This window comes from Streptomyces sp. NPDC030820, assembly GCF_055572075.1.
In genome coordinates, this window is record NZ_JBVIEB010000010.1 from 24,364 (window position 1) to 48,696 (window position 24,333).

20 protein-coding genes are annotated in these 24,333 nt (G+C 70.8%); 16 read left to right on the forward strand and 4 right to left on the reverse strand.

Going from position 1 to position 24,333, the window contains the following annotated elements; all coding sequences use genetic code 11:
* Positions 1 to 68: 68 nt before the first annotated feature.
* From ACZ418_RS26565 to ACZ418_RS26580, 4 genes are all read right to left on the reverse strand, one after another.
* Entirely contained in the window at positions 69 to 2,456 is a 2,388-nt protein-coding gene (locus ACZ418_RS26565; protein ID WP_468367506.1) for a transglutaminase TgpA family protein, read from the reverse strand.
* The gene (locus tag ACZ418_RS26570) at positions 2,453 to 3,814 is read right to left on the reverse strand and encodes a DUF58 domain-containing protein (protein WP_468367509.1); all 1,362 of its coding nucleotides are present in this window, start codon (positions 3,812 to 3,814) and stop codon (positions 2,453 to 2,455) included. Before ACZ418_RS26570 ends, ACZ418_RS26565 begins: the two co-directional genes overlap by 4 nt.
* Complete coding sequence (locus ACZ418_RS26575) at positions 3,814 to 4,854, reverse strand: AAA family ATPase (RefSeq protein ID WP_468367512.1); 1,041 nt, start codon at positions 4,852 to 4,854, stop codon at positions 3,814 to 3,816. Before ACZ418_RS26575 ends, ACZ418_RS26570 begins: the two co-directional genes overlap by 1 nt.
* Positions 4,855 to 5,110: 256 nt before the next feature.
* Positions 5,111 to 5,659 (reverse strand): beta-class carbonic anhydrase, encoded by a 549-nt coding sequence (locus ACZ418_RS26580; RefSeq protein ID WP_468367515.1) that lies wholly within the window; start codon positions 5,657 to 5,659, stop codon positions 5,111 to 5,113.
* 418 nt (positions 5,660 to 6,077) lie between these two features.
* Between ACZ418_RS26580 and rsmH the strand changes: the two genes are divergently transcribed.
* The 16 genes from rsmH to ACZ418_RS26660 all read left to right on the forward strand — a co-directional run bounded on the left by rsmH (position 6,078) and on the right by ACZ418_RS26660 (position 24,273).
* A complete protein-coding gene (gene rsmH / locus ACZ418_RS26585) occupies positions 6,078 to 7,034 on the forward strand; it encodes a 16S rRNA (cytosine(1402)-N(4))-methyltransferase RsmH (RefSeq protein WP_468367518.1) in 957 nt (318 codons plus the stop codon).
* A 408-nt stretch (positions 7,035 to 7,442) separates the two neighbouring features.
* Entirely contained in the window at positions 7,443 to 8,036 is a 594-nt protein-coding gene (gene ftsL, locus ACZ418_RS26590; protein ID WP_468367520.1) for a cell division protein FtsL, read from the forward strand.
* Positions 8,037 to 8,041: 5 nt separating this feature from the next.
* Positions 8,042 to 10,009 (forward strand): peptidoglycan D,D-transpeptidase FtsI family protein, encoded by a 1,968-nt coding sequence (locus tag ACZ418_RS26595; RefSeq protein ID WP_468367522.1) that lies wholly within the window; start codon positions 8,042 to 8,044, stop codon positions 10,007 to 10,009.
* A gap of 166 nt (positions 10,010 to 10,175) precedes the next feature.
* Positions 10,176 to 11,696, forward strand: coding sequence for a UDP-N-acetylmuramoyl-L-alanyl-D-glutamate--2,6-diaminopimelate ligase (locus ACZ418_RS26600; RefSeq protein ID WP_468367525.1), 1,521 nt, complete (start codon positions 10,176 to 10,178; stop codon positions 11,694 to 11,696).
* Between the two features lie 28 nt (positions 11,697 to 11,724).
* Positions 11,725 to 13,131, forward strand: a complete 1,407-nt coding sequence (locus ACZ418_RS26605; RefSeq protein ID WP_468367527.1) for a UDP-N-acetylmuramoyl-tripeptide--D-alanyl-D-alanine ligase — start codon at positions 11,725 to 11,727, stop codon at positions 13,129 to 13,131.
* Complete coding sequence (gene mraY / locus ACZ418_RS26610) at positions 13,131 to 14,201, forward strand: phospho-N-acetylmuramoyl-pentapeptide-transferase (RefSeq protein ID WP_468368328.1); 1,071 nt, start codon at positions 13,131 to 13,133, stop codon at positions 14,199 to 14,201. Before ACZ418_RS26605 ends, mraY begins: the two co-directional genes overlap by 1 nt.
* Positions 14,183 to 15,625, forward strand: coding sequence for a UDP-N-acetylmuramoyl-L-alanine--D-glutamate ligase (gene murD, locus ACZ418_RS26615; protein ID WP_468367530.1), 1,443 nt, complete (start codon positions 14,183 to 14,185; stop codon positions 15,623 to 15,625). Before mraY ends, murD begins: the two co-directional genes overlap by 19 nt.
* A 97-nt stretch (positions 15,626 to 15,722) precedes the next feature.
* Positions 15,723 to 17,081 (forward strand): putative lipid II flippase FtsW, encoded by a 1,359-nt coding sequence (gene ftsW, locus ACZ418_RS26620; protein ID WP_468367533.1) that lies wholly within the window; start codon positions 15,723 to 15,725, stop codon positions 17,079 to 17,081.
* A gap of 6 nt (positions 17,082 to 17,087) precedes the next feature.
* The gene (gene murG / locus ACZ418_RS26625) at positions 17,088 to 18,179 is read left to right on the forward strand and encodes an undecaprenyldiphospho-muramoylpentapeptide beta-N-acetylglucosaminyltransferase (protein WP_468367535.1); all 1,092 of its coding nucleotides are present in this window, start codon (positions 17,088 to 17,090) and stop codon (positions 18,177 to 18,179) included.
* A gap of 63 nt (positions 18,180 to 18,242) precedes the next feature.
* Positions 18,243 to 19,037, forward strand: coding sequence for a cell division protein FtsQ/DivIB (locus ACZ418_RS26630; protein ID WP_468367537.1), 795 nt, complete (start codon positions 18,243 to 18,245; stop codon positions 19,035 to 19,037).
* 279 nt (positions 19,038 to 19,316) lie between these two features.
* Positions 19,317 to 20,525 (forward strand): cell division protein FtsZ, encoded by a 1,209-nt coding sequence (gene ftsZ / locus ACZ418_RS26635; protein ID WP_468367540.1) that lies wholly within the window; start codon positions 19,317 to 19,319, stop codon positions 20,523 to 20,525.
* Positions 20,522 to 21,250, forward strand: coding sequence for a peptidoglycan editing factor PgeF (gene pgeF, locus ACZ418_RS26640; RefSeq protein ID WP_468367543.1), 729 nt, complete (start codon positions 20,522 to 20,524; stop codon positions 21,248 to 21,250). Before ftsZ ends, pgeF begins: the two co-directional genes overlap by 4 nt.
* Before the next feature lie 6 nt (positions 21,251 to 21,256).
* Positions 21,257 to 21,976: a YggS family pyridoxal phosphate-dependent enzyme gene (locus ACZ418_RS26645; protein WP_450980679.1), complete on the forward strand. Its 720-nt coding sequence runs from the start codon at positions 21,257 to 21,259 to the stop codon at positions 21,974 to 21,976.
* 128 nt (positions 21,977 to 22,104) lie between these two features.
* Positions 22,105 to 22,746 (forward strand): cell division protein SepF, encoded by a 642-nt coding sequence (locus tag ACZ418_RS26650; RefSeq protein WP_468367546.1) that lies wholly within the window; start codon positions 22,105 to 22,107, stop codon positions 22,744 to 22,746.
* Between the two features lie 62 nt (positions 22,747 to 22,808).
* A complete protein-coding gene (locus ACZ418_RS26655; RefSeq protein WP_055707297.1) occupies positions 22,809 to 23,096 on the forward strand; it encodes a YggT family protein in 288 nt (95 codons plus the stop codon).
* 55 nt (positions 23,097 to 23,151) lie between these two features.
* A complete protein-coding gene (locus ACZ418_RS26660; protein ID WP_468367550.1) occupies positions 23,152 to 24,273 on the forward strand; it encodes a DivIVA domain-containing protein in 1,122 nt (373 codons plus the stop codon).
* The last annotated feature ends 60 nt before the right edge of the window (positions 24,274 to 24,333 follow it).

The following is a 24,333-nucleotide window of genomic DNA, read 5'->3' on the forward strand; positions in this document are numbered from 1 at the left end:
TTCCCCGGACACCGACAGTCACCATGTGAGGGGCGACCACCAGCGGTGGTCGCCCCTCACACATGCTCTCAGCCCTGCTGCTGCGACGGCCGGCGCAGGCCGCCGGGCCGGGCCCCCGCCACCCGCGCCCTGAGCGCCGACCAGCGGGCCGCCACCGCCCACAGCACCCGCACCGACGAGCGGGGCAGGAACAGCGCCCGCAGCCGGGTTCCGGTGCCCGCCGTGCCACGCAGCCCCTCGATCACCCGGTGCACGTCCGCCGCCGTACCCGCCGACGGGCGTGGCCGGGGCGCGTACAGCACGTGCTCCACCGCGTCCGCGACCCGGTGCACCGCGGCACCGGTCGCCTGGTCCAGCCGTCCGAGCTCGGCGATCCGGGCGGCCGCCCGGCGCGGGGTCAGCGACTCGTCCGGCGCGATGCCGTGATCCCAGGCGCTGTCCGTCAACTCCTGCCAGGCCGCCAGGGTGTGCGCGGCCGCGCCCTGCTCGGTCCGGGCGTGCCCGCCGAGCCGCACCGAGCGCACTCGCATCCGCCACAGCAGCGGCGACAGCGGAATCGCCAGGACCACCAGCGCGGCCAGGCCGATCAGCGCATACCACCACGGGCCCGTACCACCGCCACCGCTCTGCGGGGCCGCCGCGGCGGACGCGGTGTCGCAGCCCTGCAGCCGGACCACATCGCGCGCACAGCTCTGGCTCGGCGAGGCCGCCGCCGAGGGCGCGGTGGAGGACTGGTGCGACGGCAGGGTCTGGTCCGGCAGCGAGCTGCCGTGCGTGTCCGACTGGGTGTACGACGGCGTGGTGCCGCGGGTCGGGGTCGGCTCGAAGCGGGTCCAGCCCACACCCTCGAAGTACAGCTCGGGCCAGGCGTGCGCGTCCTTCTGGTTCACCGCCACCGTGCCGTCGGGCTGCGGGGTACCGGGTGCGAAGCCCACCGCGACCCGGGCCGGGATGCCGAGGGTGCGGGCCATCGCCGCCATGGCGAAGGAGAAGTGGACGCAGAAGCCCTCCTTCTTCTTCAGGAAGTTCGCGATGGCGTCGGGGCCGCGCCCGACCTCGACCCGGGTGTCGTACTGGAAGCCGCCCGTGACGGCGAAGTAGTCCTGGAGCTTTACGGCCTCCTCGTAGTGGCTGTGTGCGCCCGCCGTGATCTCCTTGGCGGTGCTGGCCACCACCTTCGGCAGCGCGGACGGCACCTTCGTGTAATCGCGCTTCAGGGCCGCCGGCGGCTCCGGTGCGGTGGACAGCTGCTCTGCGGTCGGCTGCACGTCCAGGCTGGTCACCTGGTAGGTCTCGCCACGCGTGGTCTGGCCGTGGTCGCCGACCAGGGTCATGCCGACCGGCTCGTAGCGCCAGCGGCCGCCGATCCGCACACCGCTCGGCGGGTACGGCATCGGCAGCCAGTCCTGGGCGTACCAGTCCGACGCCGAGACCGTGGTCGTCACCGTGCCGCGCTTGACGTCCGCGTCGAGGCCGATGGGCGTCGGGAACCTGTCCGGTACGCCGACGATGTGCCGCTGGGCCGGCTTCCAGGTGGTGCCGTCGAAGTCGTCCAGGGACACTATCCGCAGATACAGGTCCGAGATGTCGTTCGTGCTGGTCTTCAGGGACAGCACCTGGCGGTCGTTGTTCGTGTTCAGGCTGTCGCGCAGGGACACCAGCGGATTGACCGCGGAGATCGTGCCGCCGTTGCCGTTGCCGGCTCCCACGCCCGCGCCGGCGGCGTCCAGCAGGCCTCCCTGCATCGCGGGCAGGGCGAGCGGCACCACCAGGGCCGCACCGAGCGCGACCGCGCCGATCCGGCGTCCGGTCCGCGCCGGAGCCACCGCGCCGGTCTCCAAGGAGCCCTGCGTACGGGGAGCGCCGCCGAAGACCCGGCCCCACTGCGCCAGCCGGTCCCGGCCCTCCGCGAGCAGCAGCATCAGATAACCGGCCGCCGCCACCAGGAACCACAGCCAGTCGGCGCCGCCGTCGGACAGCCCGGCGGCCACCGAGTACAGCGCGAGCAGCGGCAGCCCGGCCGGGGCCGCGCTGCGGAAGGTCACCGCGAGCGTGTCCACCAGCAGGCCGATCAGCAGCACGCCGCCGATCAGCATCAGCTTGATGCCGTCGGTCAGCGGCGCCGGTATCGCGTACTCGCTGACGTCGGTCGAGCCCTGCTGGAACAGGTCGGCGAAGTGCCGGAAGGCGTCCGGGCCGGGAATCAGCCCGATGACCGCGTACTCCCGCGCGAAGACCAGGGTCAGCAGCACCAGGGTGACCAGCGCCTGCGCCAGCACGGTCAGCGGACGGCCCAGCGGCACCCGGCGGGCCGCCGCGCCCACCCCGGTCTGCACGGCCACCAGCGGGATCAGCTGCAGCAGCCAGGTCGGCTCGGCCACCAGGGGCAGCAGCGCACAGGAGGCCATCAGCGTGGCCGCGGCCGCGCACAGCGCCAGTCGTGCCCGCCCGCTCATCGCGCCGCCTCCCCGCCCACCGCGGCCAGGCCCGAGCGCTCCCGGTCCGCCTGCTGCCACAGCCCGTTCAGTGCCGCGCCGCGGGGCACGCTCAGCGCCGTCCAGCCCGCCTCGCGCAGCATCCGCAGCCGCTCGGCATGCCGGTCGCCCGGCCGCGACACATCGGTCGCCTCCCGCACCCACGTGTCCGGGTCCAGCACGAAGGCGACGGCGCCTCCGCTGCGCCGGCTCATCTTGGCGACCGTCGCGGCCTGCTCCTCGTCCAGGTCGCCCAGGAAGGCGACCAGCAGCCCCTCGTTGCCGCCGCGCAGCACGTCGTACGCCCGGGACAGGCCCGTGCCGTCGGAGTGGTCGATCACCGCGAGGGTGTCCATCATCAGCCCGGCCGCCTCCGCGGTCTCCTGGCCGGCACCCGCGAACCCGTCGGCGCCCTCGCCGGGCACCACACTGCCGCTGTCGGTCAGCAGCCGTACCGAGAAGCCGCGTTCGAGCATGTGCACCAGCACCGAGGCGGCACCGGAGACGGCCCACTCGAAGGCCGCATCGGGGCCCGCGCCCTCGTAGGCGCCGCCCCGGGTGTCCAGCAGGACCGTGCAGCGCGAGCGACGGGGCTGCTCCTCGCGCCGCACCATCAACTCGCCGTAGCGCGCGGTGGACCGCCAGTGCACCCGGCGCAGATCGTCGCCGTAGCGGTAGCCGCGCGGGATCACGTCGTCCTCGCCGGCCAGGGCCAGCGAGCGCTGCCGCCCGTCGCCGTACCCCTTGGCCTCGCCGCTGAAGCGGACCGGGGCGAGCGGCGCCACGCGCGGGATGACCGTGAGGGTGTCGAACGTCGAGAAGGAACGGGTGAGTTCGCACATTCCGAAGGGGTCCGTGAGCCGCAGCTGCAGCGGGCCCAGCGGATAGCGGCCGCGCAGATCGGAGCGGACCCGGTAGGACACCTCGCGGCGGCCGCCCGGCTCCACCCGGTCCAGCACGAACCTCGGGCGCGGACCGAGGACATACGGCACCCGGTCCTGGAGCATCAGCAGGCCGGTGGGCAGCCGGGAGACGTTGTCCATCCGCAAGTGCACCCGGGCCTCGCTGCCGGCCGGCACGCGCGCGGGGGAGAGCCGGCGGGTGCCGGACACCCGGTAGCGCGTGCGGTACACCACGGTCGCGCAGGTCAGCGGCAGTACGGCCAGCAGCAGGCCGACCCGCAGCAGATCGCTCTGGCCGAGCACGTACGCGCAGATCGCGGCCGCGATACCGGCCGCCAGGAAGGAACGGCCGCGGGTCGTCAGCCCCGCCAGGGCCGTACGGACGCCGCCCGACTCCCCGCGGTCGGCCTCCGCCTGCCCCGTCCCCCCGGCGCTCATCACAGACTCCGCGGGGGCTGCTGGGGATACGCCGGAACGCCACGGCCGAGCCCACCGAAGCCGCCCTGCTGCCCCGGCGCGGCGGGCACCGGGGTGTGCTGCAGGATCTCCTGGACGACCTGCTCTGCGGTACGGCGGTTCAGCTGGGCCTGGGCGGTGGGCAGCAGACGGTGGGCGAGGACGGCGACGGCGAGCGCCTGGACGTCGTCCGGAAGCGCGAACTCCCGGCCGGCGAGGGCCGCGGACGCCTTCGCCGCCCGCAGCAGATGCAGCGTCGCGCGCGGGGAGGCGCCGAGTCTGAGGTCGGGGTGGGTGCGGGTGGCGGCGACCAGTTCCACCGCGTACCGCCGGACCGGCTCGGAGACGTGCACTCCGCGCACGGCCTCGACCAGCTTCACGATCTCGTGCGCGTGCGCCACCGGCTGCAGGTCCTCCAGCGGGCTCACCCCGCCGTGGATGTCCAGCATCTGCAGCTCGGCCTCCACGCTCGGGTAGCCGACGGAGACACGGGCCATGAAACGGTCGCGCTGGGCCTCGGGCAGCGGGTAGGTGCCCTCCATCTCGACCGGGTTCTGCGTGGCCACCACCATGAAGGGGCTGGGCAGTTCGTACGTCTGCCCGTCGATGGTGACCTGCCGCTCCTCCATGGACTCCAGCAGTGCCGACTGGGTCTTGGGCGAGGCGCGGTTGATCTCGTCGCCGATCACGATCTGCGCGAAGATGGCGCCCGGCTTGAACTCGAAGTCCCGGCGCTGCTGGTCCCAGATGGACACACCGGTGATGTCCGAGGGCAGCAGGTCGGGCGTGAACTGGATGCGCCGCACCGAGCAGTCGATGGACCGCGCCAGCGCCTTGGCCAGCATCGTCTTGCCCACTCCGGGGACGTCCTCGATCAGCAGGTGGCCCTCGGCGAGCAGCACGGTCAGCGCGAGCCGTACGACCTCGGGCTTGCCCTCGATCACGCCCTCCACCGAACCGCGCACCCGCTCCACCGTGGCGGTCAGATCTGTGAGGCTCGCTCGATCGTCATAGGTCGTCACCCGGCCCTCCTCGGCCCATTCTTTCCGGGCCGACGCTGCGTGCGAAACCGGCCCACCCCGAAACACGGGCACCACGCGGGAAAAGTTCCGCGCGACGCCACACCCCGCATTCTTGCCGCCGTTACCGATTCGTGTCACTCGCCTGTGGACAACTGCCCGCACGATGTCGGTCTTACGACTTTTTCGACCGCATTTTCGATACGGCGATACGGCGGACGGCGGGGTGCTTCCGGGGCGGCCGGCCGGTGTGCCGGGGTCAGGCCGGGTCGACCTCGCGCAGCAGACCGGTGCGCACGTCGAACACAAAACCGCGCACGTCGTCGGTGTGCAGCAGGAACGGCGAGGTGCGCACGCGCTGCATGGACTGGCGCACGTCCTGGTCGACGTCCCGGAAGGACTCCACCGCCCAGGCCGGCCGCTGGCCGACCTCCATCTCCAGGTCGTGCCGGAAGTCCTCGGTGATGGTCTCCATGCCGCATCCGGTGTGGTGGATGAGCACGACGCTGCGGGTGCCGAGCGCACGCTGGCTGATGGTCAGGGAGCGGATCACGTCGTCGGTGACGACACCGCCCGCGTTGCGGATGGTGTGACAGTCGCCGAGCTGCAGGCCGAGCGCGGCGTGCAGGTCGAGACGCGCGTCCATGCAGGCCACGACCGCGACCTTGAGAACGGGACGGGCGTCCATTCCGGGGTCGGTGAACTCGGCGGCGTATGTCTGGTTGGACTCGACCAGGCGATCGGTCACGGTGCCACCGTTGGTTATGGCGCCTTCGGATCCAGTGGGCACTGCTGCGGAAGTCGTCATACCCATGACGTTACTGGTCACCCCCGGTTCCGTCCTGATGTGAGAGTGGGACAAAAAACGTCATCGCGGCTTGTTGTGAGCTACCCCACAGGGGGGCAAACATCCTCCGGTCGGGTGAATTCCGTCGAATTGCGTCGCCTGCCGCGGTGCGGTAGGCGACGCGCAGGCCGGTTGATTGACCGCGAGACACGGTGGACTAAAGTGACGCGAAGCGGGAGACGTGGCTCTCCCTGCTGGTAAAACCCCCGGAGACCCCGGCTCACCCCGGACCGTCTCCCCGCGTGCGCGGCGCGTACGTACGGCTCGGCCTCCTCCCGCTCCCGGTCCGGCTGACGCTTCCGGCGCCTGCAGGCCTCCCCTACACGAGCTGGCGGGGACCCGGCGGTGCGTACGGCCCGCCGGAAGATGAGAGGCCCCCTTGAGCCAGAGTCGACACGTCCCGGTGATGCTCCAGCGGTGCCTGGACCTGCTGGCGCCCGCCCTGGAGCGCCCGGGAGCGGTGGTCGTCGACTGCACCCTCGGCCTCGGCGGACACAGCGAGGCGCTGCTGACCCGGTTCCCCGAGGCGCGGCTGATCGGCCTGGACCGGGACAAGGAGGCGCTGCGCCTGTCGGGCGAACGGCTGGCGCCCTACGGCGAGCGCGCCACCCTCGTGCACGCCGTCTACGACGAGCTGCCCGACGTCCTGCACAAGCTCCGCGTCGCGCGCGTGCAGGGCGTGCTGTTCGACCTCGGGGTGTCCTCCATGCAGCTGGACGAGGCCGACCGCGGCTTCGCCTACGCCCAGGACGCGCCGCTGGACATGCGGATGGACCAGACGACCGGCATGAGTGCCGCCGAGGTCCTGAACACCTACCCGGCGGGCGAACTGGTGCGGATCCTGCGCGCCTACGGCGAGGAGAAGCAGGCCAAGCGGATCGTGGCCGCGATCGTGCGTGAGCGCGAGAAGGAGCCGTTCAGCAACAGCGCGCGGCTGGTCGAGCTGATCCGTGACGCTCTGCCGCAGGCCGCCAAGCGCACCGGCGGCAATCCCGCCAAGCGCACCTTCCAGGCGCTGCGCATCGAGGTCAACGGTGAACTGTCCGTCCTGGAGCGGGCGATCCCGGCGGCGGTGAAGGCCCTGGACGTCGGCGGCCGTATCGCCGTCCTCTCGTACCACTCGCTCGAGGACCGCCTGGTCAAGCAGGTCTTCGCGGCCGGCGCCACGTCCACCGCACCCCCCGGCCTCCCGGTCGTGCCGGAGCGCTACCAACCGCGGCTCAAGCTGCTCACCCGGGGTGCCGAACTTCCCACCGAGGAAGAGGTCGCCGAGAACCGCCGGGCCGCACCGGCCAGGCTGCGCGGCGCCGAACGCATCAGGGAGGACGCCGAGTGACCGAGACGGGTCGGTTGGATTCCCGAACTCACCGGGACTCCGGGTCTCTCCAGGGGGGTCGGGGACATGCCCGGACTCGCCAGGGAGATCGCGCGGCTTCCCGCACGTACCGGGCGCCGCGCGCGATCCGCCTGGCTCCCCAGGACGGCCGCGGGGACCTTCGGACGCACCGGGGGGCCGGTGAGGGATCCCGGACTCGCCGGGAGCGCCGCGAGGATCCCCGGACTCGCCTGGGGTGCCGTGGGGACTCCGGAACGTGCCGGGGGGCCGGTGCGGGGTTCCGGACTCGCCGGGAGTGCCGCGTGAACTCTGGAACGTGCCGGGTTCGTGGTGTGGACCTCGGAGCTTGCCGGGGGTGCTGCGAGGGTTCTCGGACTCGCCTGGGGTGCCGAACCGACCGGGGGAGCTGTGAGTAGGAAACCGCACTTGAGGGGGCGGGCCGCGCGGCTTGTCCGGCTTTTTCCGGCCGGCCGGGCCCGGGCCGCCCGCACCCCGTTCGTCCTGCTCGTCGTCCTGCTCCTCGGCGGCGGTCTCATCGGACTGCTGGTGCTCAACTCCGCGCTCAGCGAAGGCTCGTTCAAGCTGGCCGACCTGCAGAAGCAGACGAAGAACCTGACCGACGAGGAACAGGCCCTCCAGCGGGACATCGACGCCTACTCCTCTCCCGACGCCCTCCAGCGCCGCGCCCGTCAACTCGGCATGGTTCCCGGCGGCGACCCGGCCTTCCTCGGCTCCGACGGCAAGATCAAGGGCGTCCCGAGCCCCGCCACCCCCGAGCCCGCCGCCTTCACCGACCCGGTCGCCCCCGAGGTCCTGACCCCGGCCCCGGCCCCCTCCACGGCCTCGGCCGCACCCACCACCCCGGCCTCGGGCACGCCCTCCGCCACCGCACCGGCACAGGGACGGACCCAGTCCGCCCTCATCGCCTCCGCCCCCGCGGGGGCCGTTCCCCCGTCCCCCTCCACCCCCCAGCCCATCCCCACCCCGACCCCCGGCAGGTGACGGAAGTGTCCGACAGGGAACCGCCGCGCCGTCGTGTGCCCGGGCCGGCCAGGCCGCCGCGGCCGAGGAGTGCCGTGCGGCGGCAGCCCGCGCCCGGTGCGCGTCCGGCGGTGCGGCGGCCGAGTGGTGCTCGACCGCCGTATCAGCGCCCGCTCCGGCTCGGCAGCCCGCGGCCCCGGCTGCGCCTGGTCAGCCTCACGCTGACCCTGGTCCTGATCGCCTTCGTCGTACGGCTGCTCCAGGTGCAGGCCGTCGACGCCAGCGCGTACGCCGCGCGGGCCGAGCAGAACCGGTATGTCGTGCACACGCTGGCCGCCGAGCGCGGCGGGATCACCGACCGCAACGGCGTGGCCCTCGCCATCAGCGAGGACGCGTACGACATCACGGCCGATCCGACGATGTTCAACAGGAAGCAGCTGAAGGTCGACGACGGCCCGGAGCAGGCCGCCGCGCTCCTCTCGCCGATCCTCGGGCAGAGCCAGGGCGACATCGTGAAGAAGCTGCGGCCGAAGAACAAGAACTCCCGGTACGCCCGGCTCGCCACCCGGCAGACCCCGCAGGTCTGGAAGCAGATCAAGGACCTGAAGACCGCGCTCGCCAAGAAGGCGGAGACGGACAAGAACACCGTCAACGTGCTCGCCGGCGTCTTCGCCGACCCGAGCAGCCAGCGGGTGTACCCCAACGGCGACCTCGCCGCCGGGATACTGGGCTGGGTCAACGCCGACGGCCAGGGCGGCGGCGGCATCGAGCAGGAGCTGAACAAGCAACTGTCCGGAAAGGACGGCAAGATCCGCTATGCCCAGTCCGGGGGGCGTGAGGTGCCCACGGCGGGATCGACGGAGACGCCCGCCGTGCCCGGTTCCGACGTCGAGCTGACCATCGACCGCGACATCCAGTGGGCCGCGCAGAACGCCATCACCGAACAGGTGAAGAAGTCCAAGGCCGACCGCGGTTACGTCGTCGTCCAGGACACCCGCACCGGGCAGATCCTGGCCATGGCCAACTCGCCGGGTTTCGACCCCAACGACCTGTCGAAGGCCGACGGCGCGGCCCTGGGCAACGCGGCCGTCCAGGACGCCTACGAGCCCGGCTCCACCGCCAAGGTGATGTCCATGGCGGCCGTGCTGGAGGAGAACGCGGCCACTCCGCTCACCCACGTCGTCGTACCGAACCGGCTGCATCGGGGCGACCGGCTCTTCTCCGACGACGTCGACCACGGCACCTGGAACCTCACGCTGAACGGCGTCCTCGCCAAGTCCAGCAACATCGGCACCATCCTGGCCACCGGCCAGCTCGGCAGGACGCAGTCCGAGGCCAACAAGGTCCTCTACTCCTATCTGCGCAAGTTCGGCATCGGCCGCTACACCGGACTCGGCTTCCCGGGCGAGACCCCCGGCATCCTCGCGCCGTACCAGAAGTGGTCCACCTCGCAGCAGTACACGATTCCTTTCGGCCAGGGCTTCGCCATCAACGCCGTCCAGGCCGCCTCCGTCTACTCGACCATCGCCAACGGCGGGGTCCGGATCGAGCCGACCCTGGTGCGCGGCAGCAAGGGCGCCGACGGCCGCTTCACCCCTGCCCCCAGGGCCAAGCAGACCCGCGTGGTCAGCGAGAAGACGGCCCGGACCCTCGCCAGGATGCTGGAGTCCGTCGTGGACGACGAGCAGGGCACCGGCGTCAAGGCCCGCATCCCCGGCTACAACGTCGCGGGCAAGACCGGCACGGCCAACCGCGTGGATCCGGCCACCGGCAAGTACCACGGGTACACCTCGTCCTTCGCCGGCTTCGCACCCGCGGACAACCCCCGCATCACCGTCTACTGCGCCATCCAGAACGCCACCTCCGGCAGCTACTTCGGCGGTCAGATCTGTGGCCCCATCTACAAGCAGGTGATGGAGTTCGCCCTGAAGACCCTCCAGGTCCCGCCGACCGGGGCGCCGGCCGCGAACCTGCCCGTCGACTACAAGCCCTGATCAGCACACCGGAACACCAGGAAACGAACTCGTGACAACGATCACCCCGGAACCCGGGAACCAGGGGGCCGAGAACCCCTCACTTCGCCCCGGAGCGGGTACGCCCGGTACGCTCACCGCCGTGCCACACGCTGATCAGTCCCAAACCACCCAGAAGGGCCAACCCGTGACATATCCGGGACTGCCCAGGCCGACGCTGCTCCCCGCCACACCCCTCGCGGAGCTCGCCGACCAGCTGGGTGTCACCGCGCCGGAGGGCGCCGCCGAGATCAAGGGCATCACCCATGACTCGCGCGCCGTCCGCCCCGGCGACCTGTACGCCGCCCTCCCGGGCGCCCGGCTGCACGGCGCCGACTTCGTCACCCAGGCCGCGAGCCTGGGCGCCGTCGCCGTGCTCACCGACCCCGCGGGCGCCGAGCGCGCCGCCGCGACCGGACTGCCCGTCCTGGTCGTCGACGACCCGCGCGGACGGATGGGAGAGCTGGCGGCCACGATCTACCGGCACCCGGGCCGCGACCTGCTCCAGATCGGCATCACCGGCACCTCCGGCAAGACCACCACCGCCTATCTCGTCGAAGGCGGCCTGGGCGCGTCCCGCCCGGCCGGCCTCATCGGCACGGTGGAGATCCGCATCGGCGACGAGCGCATCAAGTCGGAGCGCACCACCCCCGAAGCCACCGACCTCCAGGCCCTGTTCGCGGTCATGCGCGAAAGAGGGGCGGAGGCGGTCGCCATGGAGGTCTCCAGCCACGCCCTGGTCCTCGGCCGGGTCGACGGCTGCGTCTTCGACATCGCCGTGTTCACCAACCTCAGCCCGGAACACATGGAGTTCCACTCCGACATGGAGGACTACTTCCGGGCCAAGGCGCAGCTGTTCACCCCGAAACGCAGCAAACTCGGCGTGATCAACGTGGACGACGCATACGGCCGCCGGCTGGCCGAGGAGGCCTCGGTCCCCGTCGTCACCTTCTCCGCCGAGGGCCACCCCGACGCCGACTGGCGCGCCGAGGACGTCCAGGTCGGCCCGATGGACTCCACGTTCACCGTCGTCGGCCCGAACGGCGAGCGGATCCACGCCAAGTCGCCGATCGCCGGTCCCTTCAACGTGGCGAACACCCTCGCCGCCGTCGTCGCCCTCGCCGCCGCCGGTCTCGACCCGCAGACCGCCGCCGACGGCATCGCCGCCGTCCCGGGCGTCCCCGGCCGGCTGGAGCGCGTGGACGCCGGGCAGCCCTATCTCGCGGTGGTCGACTACGCCCACAAGACCGACGCCGTCGAGTCCGTGCTCAGGGCGCTGCGCAAGGTCACCAAGGGCCGCCTGCACGTGGTCCTCGGCTGCGGCGGCGATCGCGACCGGACCAAGCGCGCCCCGATGGGCGCCGCCGCGGCCCGGCTCGCCGACACGGCCGTACTGACCTCCGACAACCCCCGCTCCGAGGACCCCCTGTCGATCCTCGCGACCATGCTCCAGGGCGCCGCCTCCGTGCCCGCGCACGAGCGTGGCGAGGTGCTCCTGTTCGAGGACCGGGCCGCCGCGATCGCCGCCGCCGTGGGCCGCGCCCAGGCCGGCGACACCGTGCTGGTCGCGGGCAAGGGCCATGAGCAGGGCCAGGACATCGCCGGCGTGGTCCGTCCCTTCGACGACCGCCAGGTGCTCCGCGAAGCCATCCAGAAAACCCAGGGATGAAAATCCAGAAGACCCAGGGGATGAACTTGTGATCGCCCTCTCCCTCGCCGAGATCGCAGCAGTCGTCGGCGGGCAGACGCACGACATACCGGATCCGTCCGTCGAGGTCACGGGACCGGTCGTCCGGGACTCCCGCGAGGTGGTGCCCGGCAGCCTGTTCGCCGCCTTCGTCGGTGAACGCGTGGACGGCCACGACTACGCACCGCAGGTGATCGAGGCGGGCGCGGTCGCCGTACTGGCGTCGCGCCCGGTCGGCGTGCCCGCGATCGTCGTCGACGACGTCCAGACCGCGCTCGGCGCCCTCGCCCGGCACGTCGTACGTCGGCTCGGCGCGACCCTCGTCGCCCTGACGGGCTCGGCGGGCAAGACCAGCACCAAGGACCTGATCGCGCAGGTGCTCCAGCGCAAGGCGCCGACGGTGTTCACGCCCGGCTCGCTCAACAACGAGATCGGGCTGCCGCTGACCGCCCTGTCCGCCACCGAGGAGACGAAGTTCCTCGTGCTGGAGATGGGCGCCCGCGGCATCGGGCACATCCGCTACCTCACCGACCTCACGCCTCCCAGGATCGGTCTGGTCCTCAACGTCGGCACCGCCCACATCGGCGAGTTCGGCGGCCGCGAGCAGATCGCCCAGGCCAAGGGCGAGCTCGTCGAGAGCCTGCCGGAGGACGGCGCCGCGATCCTCAACGCCGACGATCCGCTGGTCCGGGCCATGGCCGCCCGTACCAAGGCGAAGGTGGTCCTTTTCGGAGAGTCGGCCGAAGCGGACGTACGCGCCGAGAACGTGCGACTCACGGACAGCGGACAGCCCTCCTTCAGGCTTCTCACACCCTCCGGTGCATGCGATGTGACCATGCGCCTGTACGGTGAGCATCACGTGTCGAACGCGCTCGCCGCGGCCGCCGTCGCCCATGAGCTGGGCATGTCCGCGGAAGAGATCGCCACCGCGCTCTCCGAGGCGGGCTCCCTCTCCCGCTGGCGCATGGAGGTCACCGAGCGCCCGGACGGCGTGACCATCGTCAACGACGCCTACAACGCCAACCCCGAGTCCATGCGGGCCGCCCTTCGGGCGCTCGCGGCCATGGGCAAGGGGCGCCGCACGTGGGCGGTGCTCGGCAAGATGGCCGAGCTGGGGGACGAGGCGCTCGCCGAGCACGACGCCGTCGGGCGGCTCGCCGTCCGGCTCAACGTCAGCAAGCTCGTCGCCGTCGGGGGGATTGAGGCCTCCTGGCTGCAACTGGGCGCATATAACGAGGGTTCGTGGGGTGAGGAGTCGGTGCACGTGTCCGACGCACAGGCGGCGATCGACCTGTTGCGCAGCGAGTTGCGCCCGGGGGACGTCGTGCTCGTGAAGGCGTCCCGTTCGGTGGGTCTGGAGAGCGTTGCCCAGGCGCTCGTCGAGACCGGTGCCGAGGGCGAGGTTGCCGCCCGATGATGAAGCAGATCCTGTTCTCAGGAGTCATTGGCCTCTTCCTGACGCTGATCGGCACCCCGCTGCTGATCAAGCTCCTCGCCCGCAAGGGCTACGGCCAGTACATCCGTGACGACGGTCCGCGTGAGCACGCCAGCAAGCGCGGTACGCCGACCATGGGCGGTATCGCCTTCATCCTGGCGACGATCGCGGCGTACTTCCTGAGCAAGCTCATCACCGGTTACCCGCCCACCTACTCCGGGCTGCTGGTCCTCGGCCTGATGTTCGGCATGGGCCTGGTCGGTTTCCTCGACGACTACATCAAGATCGTCAAGCGGCGTTCGCTGGGTCTGCGGGCCAAGGCGAAGATGGCCGGCCAGCTGATCGTCGGCATCGCCTTCGCGGTGCTGTCACTGATGTTCGCCGACGCGCGCGGCAACACCCCGGCCTCCACCAAGCTGTCCTTCATCACCGACTTCGGCTGGACGATCGGCCCGGTGCTGTTCGTCGTCTGGGCGCTGTTCATGATCCTCGCGATGTCGAACGGCGTGAACCTCACCGACGGTCTGGACGGCCTGGCCACCGGCGCCTCCGTGCTCGTCTTCGGCGCCTACACGTTCATCGGCGTCTGGCAGTTCCAGGAGTCCTGCGCCAACGCCACGACCCTGACCAACCCGGGTGCCTGCTACGAGGTGCGCGACCCGCTCGACCTCGCCGTCGTCGCCTCCGCGCTGATGGGCGCCTGCCTGGGCTTCCTGTGGTGGAACACCTCGCCGGCGAAGATCTTCATGGGCGACACCGGTTCGCTCGCCCTCGGCGGTGTGCTCACCGGTCTGGCCATCCTCTCCCGCACGGAGCTGCTGGTGGCCATCATGGGCGGCCTGTTCGTCCTCATCACCATGTCGGTCGTCATCCAGGTCGGCTCCTTCCGGCTCACCGGCAAGCGTGTCTTCCGGATGGCGCCACTCCAGCACCACTTCGAACTCAAGGGCTGGTCCGAAGTCCTGGTGGTGGTCCGATTCTGGATCATCCAGGGCATCTGTGTGATCGTCGGACTGGGCCTCTTCTATGCAGGATGGGCAGCGGACAAGTGACCTCCACCTCGGAGCTCTACGACTTCCAGGGCAAGCACGTCACCGTCGCCGGGCTCGGCGTCTCCGGCGTCCCGGCGGCGAAGGTGCTGCACGCGCGCGGGGCGGTCGTCACGGTCGTCAACGACGGCGACGACGCACGCGCGCGTGAGCAGGCCGCCGAACTGGAGGCGCTCGGCATCACCGTGCGCCTCGGCGACGGGGCCACCCTGCCGGAGGGCACCGAGCTGATCGTCACCGCGCCCGGCTGGAAGCCCGACAAGCCCCTCTTCACGGCGGCGGCCGAAGCGGGCGTGCCGGTCTGGGGCGATGTCGAGCTGGCCTGGCGCCTGCGCGGACCCGACGCGGCGCCCTGGCTGGCCGTCACGGGCACCAACGGCAAGACCACGACCGTGCAGATGCTCGCGTCCATCCTGCGGGCCGCGGGCCTGCGCACGGCCGCCGTGGGCAACATCGGCGTCTCCCTGCTGGACGTGGTGCTCGGGGACGAGGAGTACGACGTCCTCGCCGTGGAGCTGTCCAGCTACCAGTTGCACTGGGCGCCCTCGCTGCGCGCCCACTCGGCCGCCGTCCTCAACGTCGCCCCGGACCACCTCGACTGGCACGGCTCGATGGAGGCGTACGCCAAGGACAAGGGCCGTATCTACGAAGGCAATCGGGTCGCCTGCGTCTACAACGTGGCCGACAAGCTCACCGAGGAGCTGGTGCGCGAGGCCGACGTCGAGGAGGGCTGCCGGGCCGTCGGCTTCACCCTCGGCACCCCGGCGCCCTCCCAACTCGGCGTCGTGGAGGGCATCCTGGTCGACCGCGCCTTCGTCGAGAACCGGCAGAAGAACGCCCAGGAGCTGGCCGAGGTCTGCGACATCAACCCGCCGGCGCCGCACAACATCGCCAACGCCCTTGCCGCGGCGGCCCTCGCGCGCGCCTTCGGGGTGCCCGCCAAGGCCGTACGGGACGGCCTCAAGGCCTTCCGCCCGGACGCGCACCGCATCGCGCACGTCGCCGACCTCGACGGGGTCGCGTACATCGACGACTCCAAGGCGACCAACACCCATGCCGCGGAAGCATCATTGGCGGCATATGAGTCGATCGTATGGATTGCGGGTGGTCTGGCGAAGGGTGCGACGTTCGACGAGCTGGTCGCCAAGTCGGCGAAGCGACTTCGCGGAGCCGTCCTGATCGGCGCCGACCGTGAGCTGATCCGCGACGCCCTCGCGCGACACGCACCGGAAGTACCCGTGGTCGACCTCGACCGGACCGACACTGGGGCGATGCTCCAAGCGGTGACGGAAGCGAAGCGGCTCGCTCGGCCCGGTGACACGGTGTTGCTGGCCCCGGCCTGCGCCTCCATGGACATGTTCACCAACTACAACCAGCGCGGTGACGCGTTCGCGGCGGCGGTCCGCGAACTCGGCGCGGGCGCCTGACGGCGGGTCTCGGCCACCTGGGGTGCTTCGGGACCCTTGGAGGGACGCGTGAGGCGGATGTGGCTCGGGTTTGGTCGGCGGGTGCGAGGAGCTGGTGATGTCCGGTAGCCGTACAGGCCGTCCACCGGTGCAGCGCGCCGCCGGAAGGCCCGCGGCAGCCCGCCCGCCGCGCGAGAACCCCGTACAACGGCTCTACACCCGCGCCCGGAAGGCCTGGGACCGGCCGCTGACCGCCTACTATCTGATTGTCGGCGGCACCCTGCTGATCACCGTGCTGGGCCTGGTGATGGTCTACTCGGCCTCCCAGATCACGGCGCTGCAGCTGTCGCTGCCCGGGTCTTACTTCTTCCGCAAGCAGTTCCTCGCCGCGGTCATCGGCGGTGTACTGCTGTTCGTGGCCTCCCGCATGCCGGTGAAGCTGCACCGGGCGCTGGCGTACCCGATCCTCGCCGGCGCCGTCTTCCTGATGGTCCTGGTGCAGATCCCCGGGATAGGGATGGCGGTCAACGGCAACCAGAACTGGATCGCCCTCGGCGGCTCCTTCCAGATCCAGCCCAGCGAGTTCGGCAAGCTGGCCCTGGTGCTGTGGGGCGCGGACCTGATCGCCCGCAAGCAGGAGAAGAGGCTGCTGACCCAGTGGAAGCACATGCTGGTGCCGCTGGTGCCGGTCACCTTCCTGCTGCTCGGGCTGATCATGCTCGGCGGCGACATGGGTACGACGATCATCCTGACCGCGATCCTGTTCGGGCTGCTGTGGCTCGCGGGAGCGCCGACCCGGCTGTTCTCCGGGGTACTGACCGTCGCCGGGCTGCTCGCCGCGCTCGCCATCTGGTCCAGCCCGCACCGGCTGAACCGGCTCAGCTGCATCGCCGCCACCGACCCGGGCCCGAACGACATGTGCTGGCAGGGCGCGCACGGCATCTACGCCCTCGCCTCCGGCGGACTCTTCGGTTCCGGTCTCGGTGCGAGTGTGGAAAAATGGGGCCAACTGCCGGAGGCCCACACCGACTTCATCTTCGCCGTCACCGGCGAGGAACTGGGCCTGGCGGGGACGCTGTCGGTGCTCGCCCTGTTCGCGGCTCTAGGCTATGCGGGTATCCGCGTGGCCGGACGCACGGAGGACCCCTTCGTGAGGTACGCAGCGGGAGGTGTGACCACCTGGATCACCGCCCAGGCGGTGATCAACATCGGTGCGGTGCTCGGTCTGCTGCCGATCGCCGGTGTCCCTCTCCCGCTGTTCTCCTACGGAGGGTCCGCCCTGCTGCCGACCATGTTCGCCATCGGGCTGCTGATCGCCTTCGCACGCGACGAGCCCGCTGCGCGGGCGGCGCTTGCGATGCGGCAACCTCGCTTTGGTAGAAAGCGGGCGGGAGGCTCCGGTGCCGAGCGGGGGCCTCGGAGATGGAACACGATGCGACGGCGTGCCTCGGCGGCGCGTTCGTCCGGAGAGCGGTGAATTTCGGTGCATGTCGTACTCGCCGGTGGAGGGACCGCCGGCCACATCGAGCCCGCGCTCGCCCTCGCGGACGCCCTGCGCAGGCAGGACCCGACCGTGGGGATCACGGCCCTGGGCACGGAGCGCGGCCTGGAGACCAGGCTCGTCCCGGAGCGCGGCTACGAGCTGGCGCTGATCCCGGCGGTGCCGCTGCCCCGTAAGCCGACCCCCGAGCTGATCACCGTCCCGGGCCGGCTGCGCGGCACCATCAAGGCCGCCGAGCAGATCCTGGAGCGCACCAAGGCGGACGTCGTGGTCGGTTTCGGCGGCTATGTCGCCCTGCCCGGCTATCTGGCGGCCAAGCGCCTCGGTGTGCCCATCGTGATCCACGAGGCCAACGCCCGCCCCGGCCTGGCCAACAAGATCGGCTCGCGGTACGCGGCCCGGGTCGCTGTCTCCACGCCCGACAGCAAGCTGCGCGACGCCCGCTACATCGGCATCCCGCTGCGCCGCTCCATCGCCACCCTGGACCGCGCCGCCGCCCGCCCCGAGGCCCGGCACCGCTTCGGCCTCGACCCGAACCTGCCCACGCTGCTCGTCTCCGGCGGCTCCCAGGGCGCCCGCCGCCTCAACGAGGTCGTCCAGCAGGTCGCCCCGTGGCTCCAGCAGGCCGGCATCCAGATCCTGCACGCGGTCGGCCCGAAGAACGAACTGCCGCAGGTGCACCAGATGCCGGGAATGCCCCCCTACATCCCGGTAAGTTACCTGGACCGGATGGACCTCGCGTACGCCGCGGCCGACATGATGCTCTGCCGTGCGGGCGCGATGACCGTCGCCGAACTCTCCGCCGTCGGACTCCCGGCCGCCTATGTCCCGCTGCCCATCGGCAACGGCGAACAGCGGCTCAACGCCCAGCCGGTGGTCAAGGCCGGCGGCGGCCTCCTGGTCGACGACGCGGAACTCACGCCGGAGTGGGTCCAGCAGAACGTCCTGCCCGTGCTCGCCGATCCGCACCGGCTGTACGAGATGTCCCGCGCGGCAAGCGAGTTCGGCCGCCGGGATGCCGACGAGCTGCTCGTCGGCATGGTGTACGAGGCGATCGCCTCGCGCCACCACTAGCATCGGCGAGTGAGCCGAAGGGGCGCGCCCCGGAGGTGAGCCGAGCCAGGAAAGGGAGCGCGCGTGGCCGGACCGACGACCGCCGAGCGCGGTGAACGCCAGCAGGAGTCGTCCGGCCCGCCGCTCGTCCGCAGGCTCAGGAGACTGCGCCTTCGTACGATCGTCATCCTGGCCGTGCTCGCCGTACTCCTGGGGGCCGGTGGCACCTGGGTGTTGTACGGCTCGAACTGGCTGCGCGTCCGGCACGTCTCGGTGTCCGGCACGCGCGTGCTCACCCCCGCCGAGGTGCTGGGCGCGGCGGCCGTACCGGTCGGGGCGCCGATGATTTCCGTCGACACCGATGGCATCGAAGCCCGACTTCGCCAGAAATTGCCCCGAATTGACACCGTTGATGTGGTCCGGTCCTGGCCCCATGGAATCGCTCTGAGAGTGACTGAGCGCACTCCGGTGCTGATTGTCCGAAAAGACCGGAACTTCGTCGAAATCGACCACGAAGGTGTCCGATTCGCCACGGTTTCTCAGGCGCCGAGTGGCGTTCCGGAGCTGGAATTGTCCGTCTCCCGTACCGGTTCCGGCTCCGCGAGCTTCCGCCGCTTCGGCACCGACCGGCTGGTGCGCGAGGCGGTCCGGGTCGCCGGCGAGCTGCCGGCCGCCGTGGCGAAGGACACCCGGACCGTCCAAGTCCGTTCCTACGACGACATCTCAGTGGAGTTGGCCGACGGCCGCACGATCGCATGGGGCAGCGGTGAGAACGGCCGTGCCAAGGCACGGACCCTCACAGCTCTCATGAAAGCAGCTCCCGGCGCGCGGCACTTCGATGTCAGCGTTCCCACCGCCCCTGCGTCATCGGGCAGTTGACGCACATCAGCGCAGGCCAGCACCCTGGTTGGGCACTGCTACGGCTGATCACATAGGGTGAAAAGAAAAACGGGAGGTTCGGCGTGTTCGTTGAACGGGCGCCACTTGTCGACTTAGTGTCCTGTTCAGAAGACTCCAGGGAACAGACACACTGGTAACCCTAAACTTCAGGGTTAGGGTTCGGGTCGGCGTTATGGACCGTCCCATTCGGCATCTGTCGTCCCGGCGCGGGGCACCGCGCGGCGACGGCAACGTAATTCGAGGCGAGAGGCCTTCGACGTGGCAGCACCGCAGAACTACCTCGCAGTCATCAAGGTCATCGGTGTCGGCGGCGGTGGTGTCAATGCCATCAACCGGATGATCGAGGTCGGTCTCAAGGGCGTCGAGTTCATCGCCATCAACACCGACGCTCAGGCGCTGTTGATGAGCGACGCCGACGTCAAGCTGGACGTCGGCCGCGAACTCACCCGCGGACTCGGCGCCGGAGCCAACCCGGCCGTGGGCCGCAAGGCCGCCGAGGACCACCGCGAGGAGATCGAGGAGGTCCTCAAGGGGGCCGACATGGTCTTCGTGACGGCCGGTGAAGGCGGCGGCACCGGCACCGGCGGCGCGCCCGTCGTGGCCAACATCGCGCGCTCCCTCGGCGCCCTCACCATCGGTGTGGTCACGCGCCCGTTCACCTTCGAGGGACGGCGCCGCGCCAACCAGGCCGAGGACGGCATCGCCGAGCTGCGCGAAGAGGTCGACACCCTCATCGTCATCCCCAACGACCGGCTGCTGTCCATCTCGGACCGCCAGGTCTCGGTCCTGGACGCCTTCAAGTCCGCCGACCAGGTCCTGCTCTCCGGTGTCCAGGGCATCACCGACCTCATCACCACCCCCGGCCTCATCAACCTCGACTTCGCCGATGTGAAGTCGGTCATGTCCGAGGCCGGTTCGGCCCTCATGGGCATCGGCTCGGCCCGCGGCGACGACCGCGCGGTGGCGGCGGCCGAGATGGCGATCTCCTCGCCGCTGCTGGAGGCGTCCATCGACGGCGCCCGGGGCGTGCTGCTCTCCATCTCCGGCGGCTCCGACCTCGGTCTGTTCGAGATCAACGAGGCGGCCCAGCTGGTCAGCGAGGCCGCCCACCCCGAGGCCAACATCATCTTCGGCGCGGTCATCGACGACGCCCTCGGCGACGAGGTCCGGGTCACCGTGATCGCGGCCGGCTTCGACGGGGGCCAGCCCCCGGCCCGCCGGGACAACGTCCTCGGTTCGGCCTCGGCTTCGGCGGGCTCCCGCCGCGAGGAGCCTGCGGCCCGGCCCGGCGAGCCCAGCCGTCCGTCCTTCGGCTCGCTGGGCAGCGTCAAGCCCAAGGAGGAGCCGGAGCCGGCGCCCGAGCCGGTGGCCGACATCCCGGCCGCCCCGCCGGTCACCCCGGCTCCGCGGACCCCCTACGCGGACAGTGCGGCCGAGGAACTGGACGTCCCGGACTTCCTGAAGTGATAGGACAGCGCGAGAGCGTGAGCGGCGCGCACTTCGCCTTCACCGACCGGTGGGGCGGGGTGAGCGCCGCTCCGTATGAGGAGCTCAACCTCGGCGGCGCGGTCGGTGACGACCCCGAGGCCGTACGGACCAACCGGGACATCGCGGCGAAGTCGCTCGGCATCGACCCGGGCCGGGTCGTCTGGATGAACCAGGTGCACGGGGCCGACGTGGCCGTGGTGGAAGAACCCTGGGGAGAACACCCGGTGCCGGAGGTCGACGCGATCGTCACCGCCCGCCGCGGACTCGCCCTCGCCGTCCTCACCGCCGACTGTGTGCCGCTGCTGCTGGCCGATCCCGTCGCCGGGGTCGCCGCTGCGGCGCACGCGGGCAGGCCCGGCATGGTCAAGGGGGTCGTCCCCGCCGCCGTACGGGCCATGGTCGAACTCGGCGCCGAGCCGGGCCGGATCGTCGCCCGTACCGGACCGGCCGTCTGCGGGCGCTGCTACGAGGTTCCGGAGGCGATGCGCGCCGAGGTGGCGGCCGTCGAGCCGACGGCGCACGCTGAGACGAGCTGGGGCACGCCGGCGGTCGATGTGGGCGCCGGGGTGCACGCGCAGCTCGACCGGCTCGGGGTGTGCGACCGGGCGCAGTCGCCGGAGTGCACTCTGGAGTCGGGCGACCACTTCTCGTACCGCCGTGACCGCACCACCGGGCGGCTCGCGGGCTATGTCTGGCTGGACTGATGGGGCATGACGGACCGTAAGACCCAACTCGCCGCAAATCTGGCGAAAGTGGAGGAGCGCATCACCGCCGCGTGTGTGGCGGCCGGGCGCAAGCGGGAGGAGGTGACCCTGATCGTGGTCACCAAGACCTATCCGGCGAGTGATGTGCGGATTCTGTCGGAACTCGGTGTGCGTCACGTCGCCGAGAACCGTGACCAGGACGCGGCACCCAAGGCCGCGGCTTGCGCGGATCTGCCCCTGAAATGGCATTTTGTCGGTCAGTTGCAGACCAACAAAGTCCGTTCCGTGGTCGGTTACGCGGATGTCGTGCAGTCCGTCGATCGTTCCAAGCTCGTCACAGCTCTGTCGAAGGAGGCCGTGCGGGCCGGGCGCGAGGTGGGCTGTCTCGTCCAGGTCGCGCTGGACGCGGGGGAGAGCGGCCGGGGCGAGCGCGGAGGCGTCGCGCCGGGCGGAATCGAAGAGTTGGCCGATCTCATCGGCGAGGCGCCGGGACTGCGGCTCGACGGGCTGATGACGGTCGCTCCGCTCACCGGGGAGTACGCGGGACGCGAACAGGCGGCGTTTGAACGGCTCATGGATTTGTCGACTGACCTGCGCCGAGCCCATCCGGCTGCAACCATGGTGTCGGCAGGGATGAGCGCGGACCTCGAACAGGCCGTGGCCGCCGGGGCGACACATGTGCGCGTCGGCACTGCGGTGCTCGGAGTCCGCCCCAGGCTCGGGTAACGTCGCCAGGAAGTCGGACCACAGCAGAAAATATGGTCAATGCCTGTGAAGACGGGCACAACGACCTCGTGGATCGCGGGCACTTGGCAGTCGTCAGTCGATCCACCACAGAGCGGAGGACTCAGAGCATGGCCGGCGCGATGCGCAAGATGGCGGTCTACCTCGGCCTCGTGGAGGACGATGGGTACGACGGCCGCGGATTCGACCCCGACGACGACTTCGAGCCCGAGTTGGACCCGGAACCCGAGCGGGATCATCGACGGCACGATTCGTCACAGCAATCGCACAGTGCACATCAGTCCCAAAGGGACGAAGAGGTGCGAATCGTGCAACCGCCCGCGCCGCGCGAGCCGGTGGTCCGATCGACTTCGCTCGCCGCGGAATCCGGGCGTCCGGCGCGCATCGCGCCCGTGGCGTCCATCACACAAGAACGTCAGTCCCTCGAGAAGAACGCACCGGTGATCATGCCCAAGGTTGTGTCCGAGCGAGAGCCTTACCGGATCACCACGCTCCACCCGCGGACCTACAACGAGGCCCGTACCATCGGGGAACACTTCCGTGAGGGCACCCCGGTGATCATGAATCTGACTGAGATGGATGACACAGACGCGAAGCGACTTGTCGACTTTGCGGCCGGTTTGGTGTTTGGTCTTCACGGCAGCATCGAGCGGGTGACGCAGAAGGTGTTCCTGTTGTCTCCTGCTAACGTCGATGTCACGGCGGAGGACAAGGCCCGCATCGCAGAGGGCGGGTTCTTCAACCAGAGCTGAGACGCAGGCAACCGGATCGAGGCTCGGAAGAGCATGGAACAGGGGAGAGGGAAGCGCAGACCATGAGCGTGTTCGTCACGGTGGTCCACACCGCGCTGCTGGTGTTCCTCGCCGTGCTCATCTTCCGGCTCGTGATGGATTACGTGTTCCAGTTCGCCCGCTCGTGGCAACCCGGCAAGGCGATGGTGGTCGTACTGGAGGCCACCTACACTGTCACCGATCCACCGCTGAAGCTTCTGCGGCGGTTCATCCCGCCGCTGCGTCTCGGGGGCGTGGCGCTCGACCTGTCCTTCTTCGTACTGATGATCATCGTCTACATCCTCCTCTCCATCACGGGGAGCTTCATGTGATGAGGGTGGACGATACGGTCTTGCCGACTGCCGATGACTACGTTGAGGTGAAGAGATGCCGTTGACCCCCGAGGACGTGCGGAACAAGCAGTTCACGACCGTCCGCCTCCGAGAAGGCTATGACGAGGACGAGGTCGATGCCTTCCTCGACGAGGTCGAAGCCGAACTGACCCGTCTGCTTCGTGAGAACGAGGACCTGCGCGCCAAGCTGGCCGCGGCGACCCGTGCGGCCGCCCAGAACCAGCAGAACATGCGCAAGGGCCCGCCGGAGCAGGACCAGCAGCACCCGCCGCAGCACCCCCAGCAGGGCATGCGAGGTCCCGGCGCGCCGGTGCCCGCCGGCATATCGGGCCCGCCGCAGCAGCAGATGGGCGGCCCCATGGGTGGCCCGCCCCAGCTGCCGAGCGGCGCCCCGCAGCTGCCCGCCGGTCCCGGCGGTCAGGGTGGCCCGCAGGGTCCCGGCCCGATGGGCCAGGGTCCGATGGGTCCCGGCCCGATGGGCGGCCAGCCGCCCATGCAGCAGATGGGTGGCCCGATGGGCGGCCCCATGGGCGGTCCGATGGGCGGCCCCGGTCAGGGCCCCGGTGGCGACAGTGCCGCCCGTGTCCTCTCGCTGGCCCAGCAGACCGCCGACCAGGCGATCGCCGAGGCCCGCTCCGAGGCCAACAAGATCGTCGGCGAGGCCCGCAGCCGCGCCGAGGGTCTGGAGCGTGACGCCCGTGCCAAGGCCGACGCCCTGGAGCGGGACGCGCAGGAGAAGCACCGCGTCGCGATGGGCTCCCTGGAGTCCGCCCGCGCCACGCTGGAGCGCAAGGTCGAGGACCTGCGCGGCTTCGAGCGCGAGTACCGCACGCGTCTGAAGTCGTACCTCGAGTCCCAGCTGCGCCAGCTGGAGACCCAGGCCGACGACTCCCTGGCCCCGCCGCGCACCCCGGCGACCGCGTCGCTGCCGCCGTCCCCGGCGCCCTCCATGGCTCCGGCCGGCGCCCCGTCCTACGGTGGCAACCAGACGATGGGCGGCAACCCCGGTCCGTCCGCCCCGTCCTACGGCGGCCAGCAGCAGATGACCCCGGCCATGACTCAGCCCATGGCCCCGGTCCGCCCGCAGGGCCCGTCCCCGATGGGTCAGGCACCCTCGCCGATGCGCGGGTTCCTGATCGACGAGGACGACAACTGAGCACCGGGCACTAGTACGACAACGGCGTCGGCAGCGCTCAATAGGGCGGGCCCCCTGGAC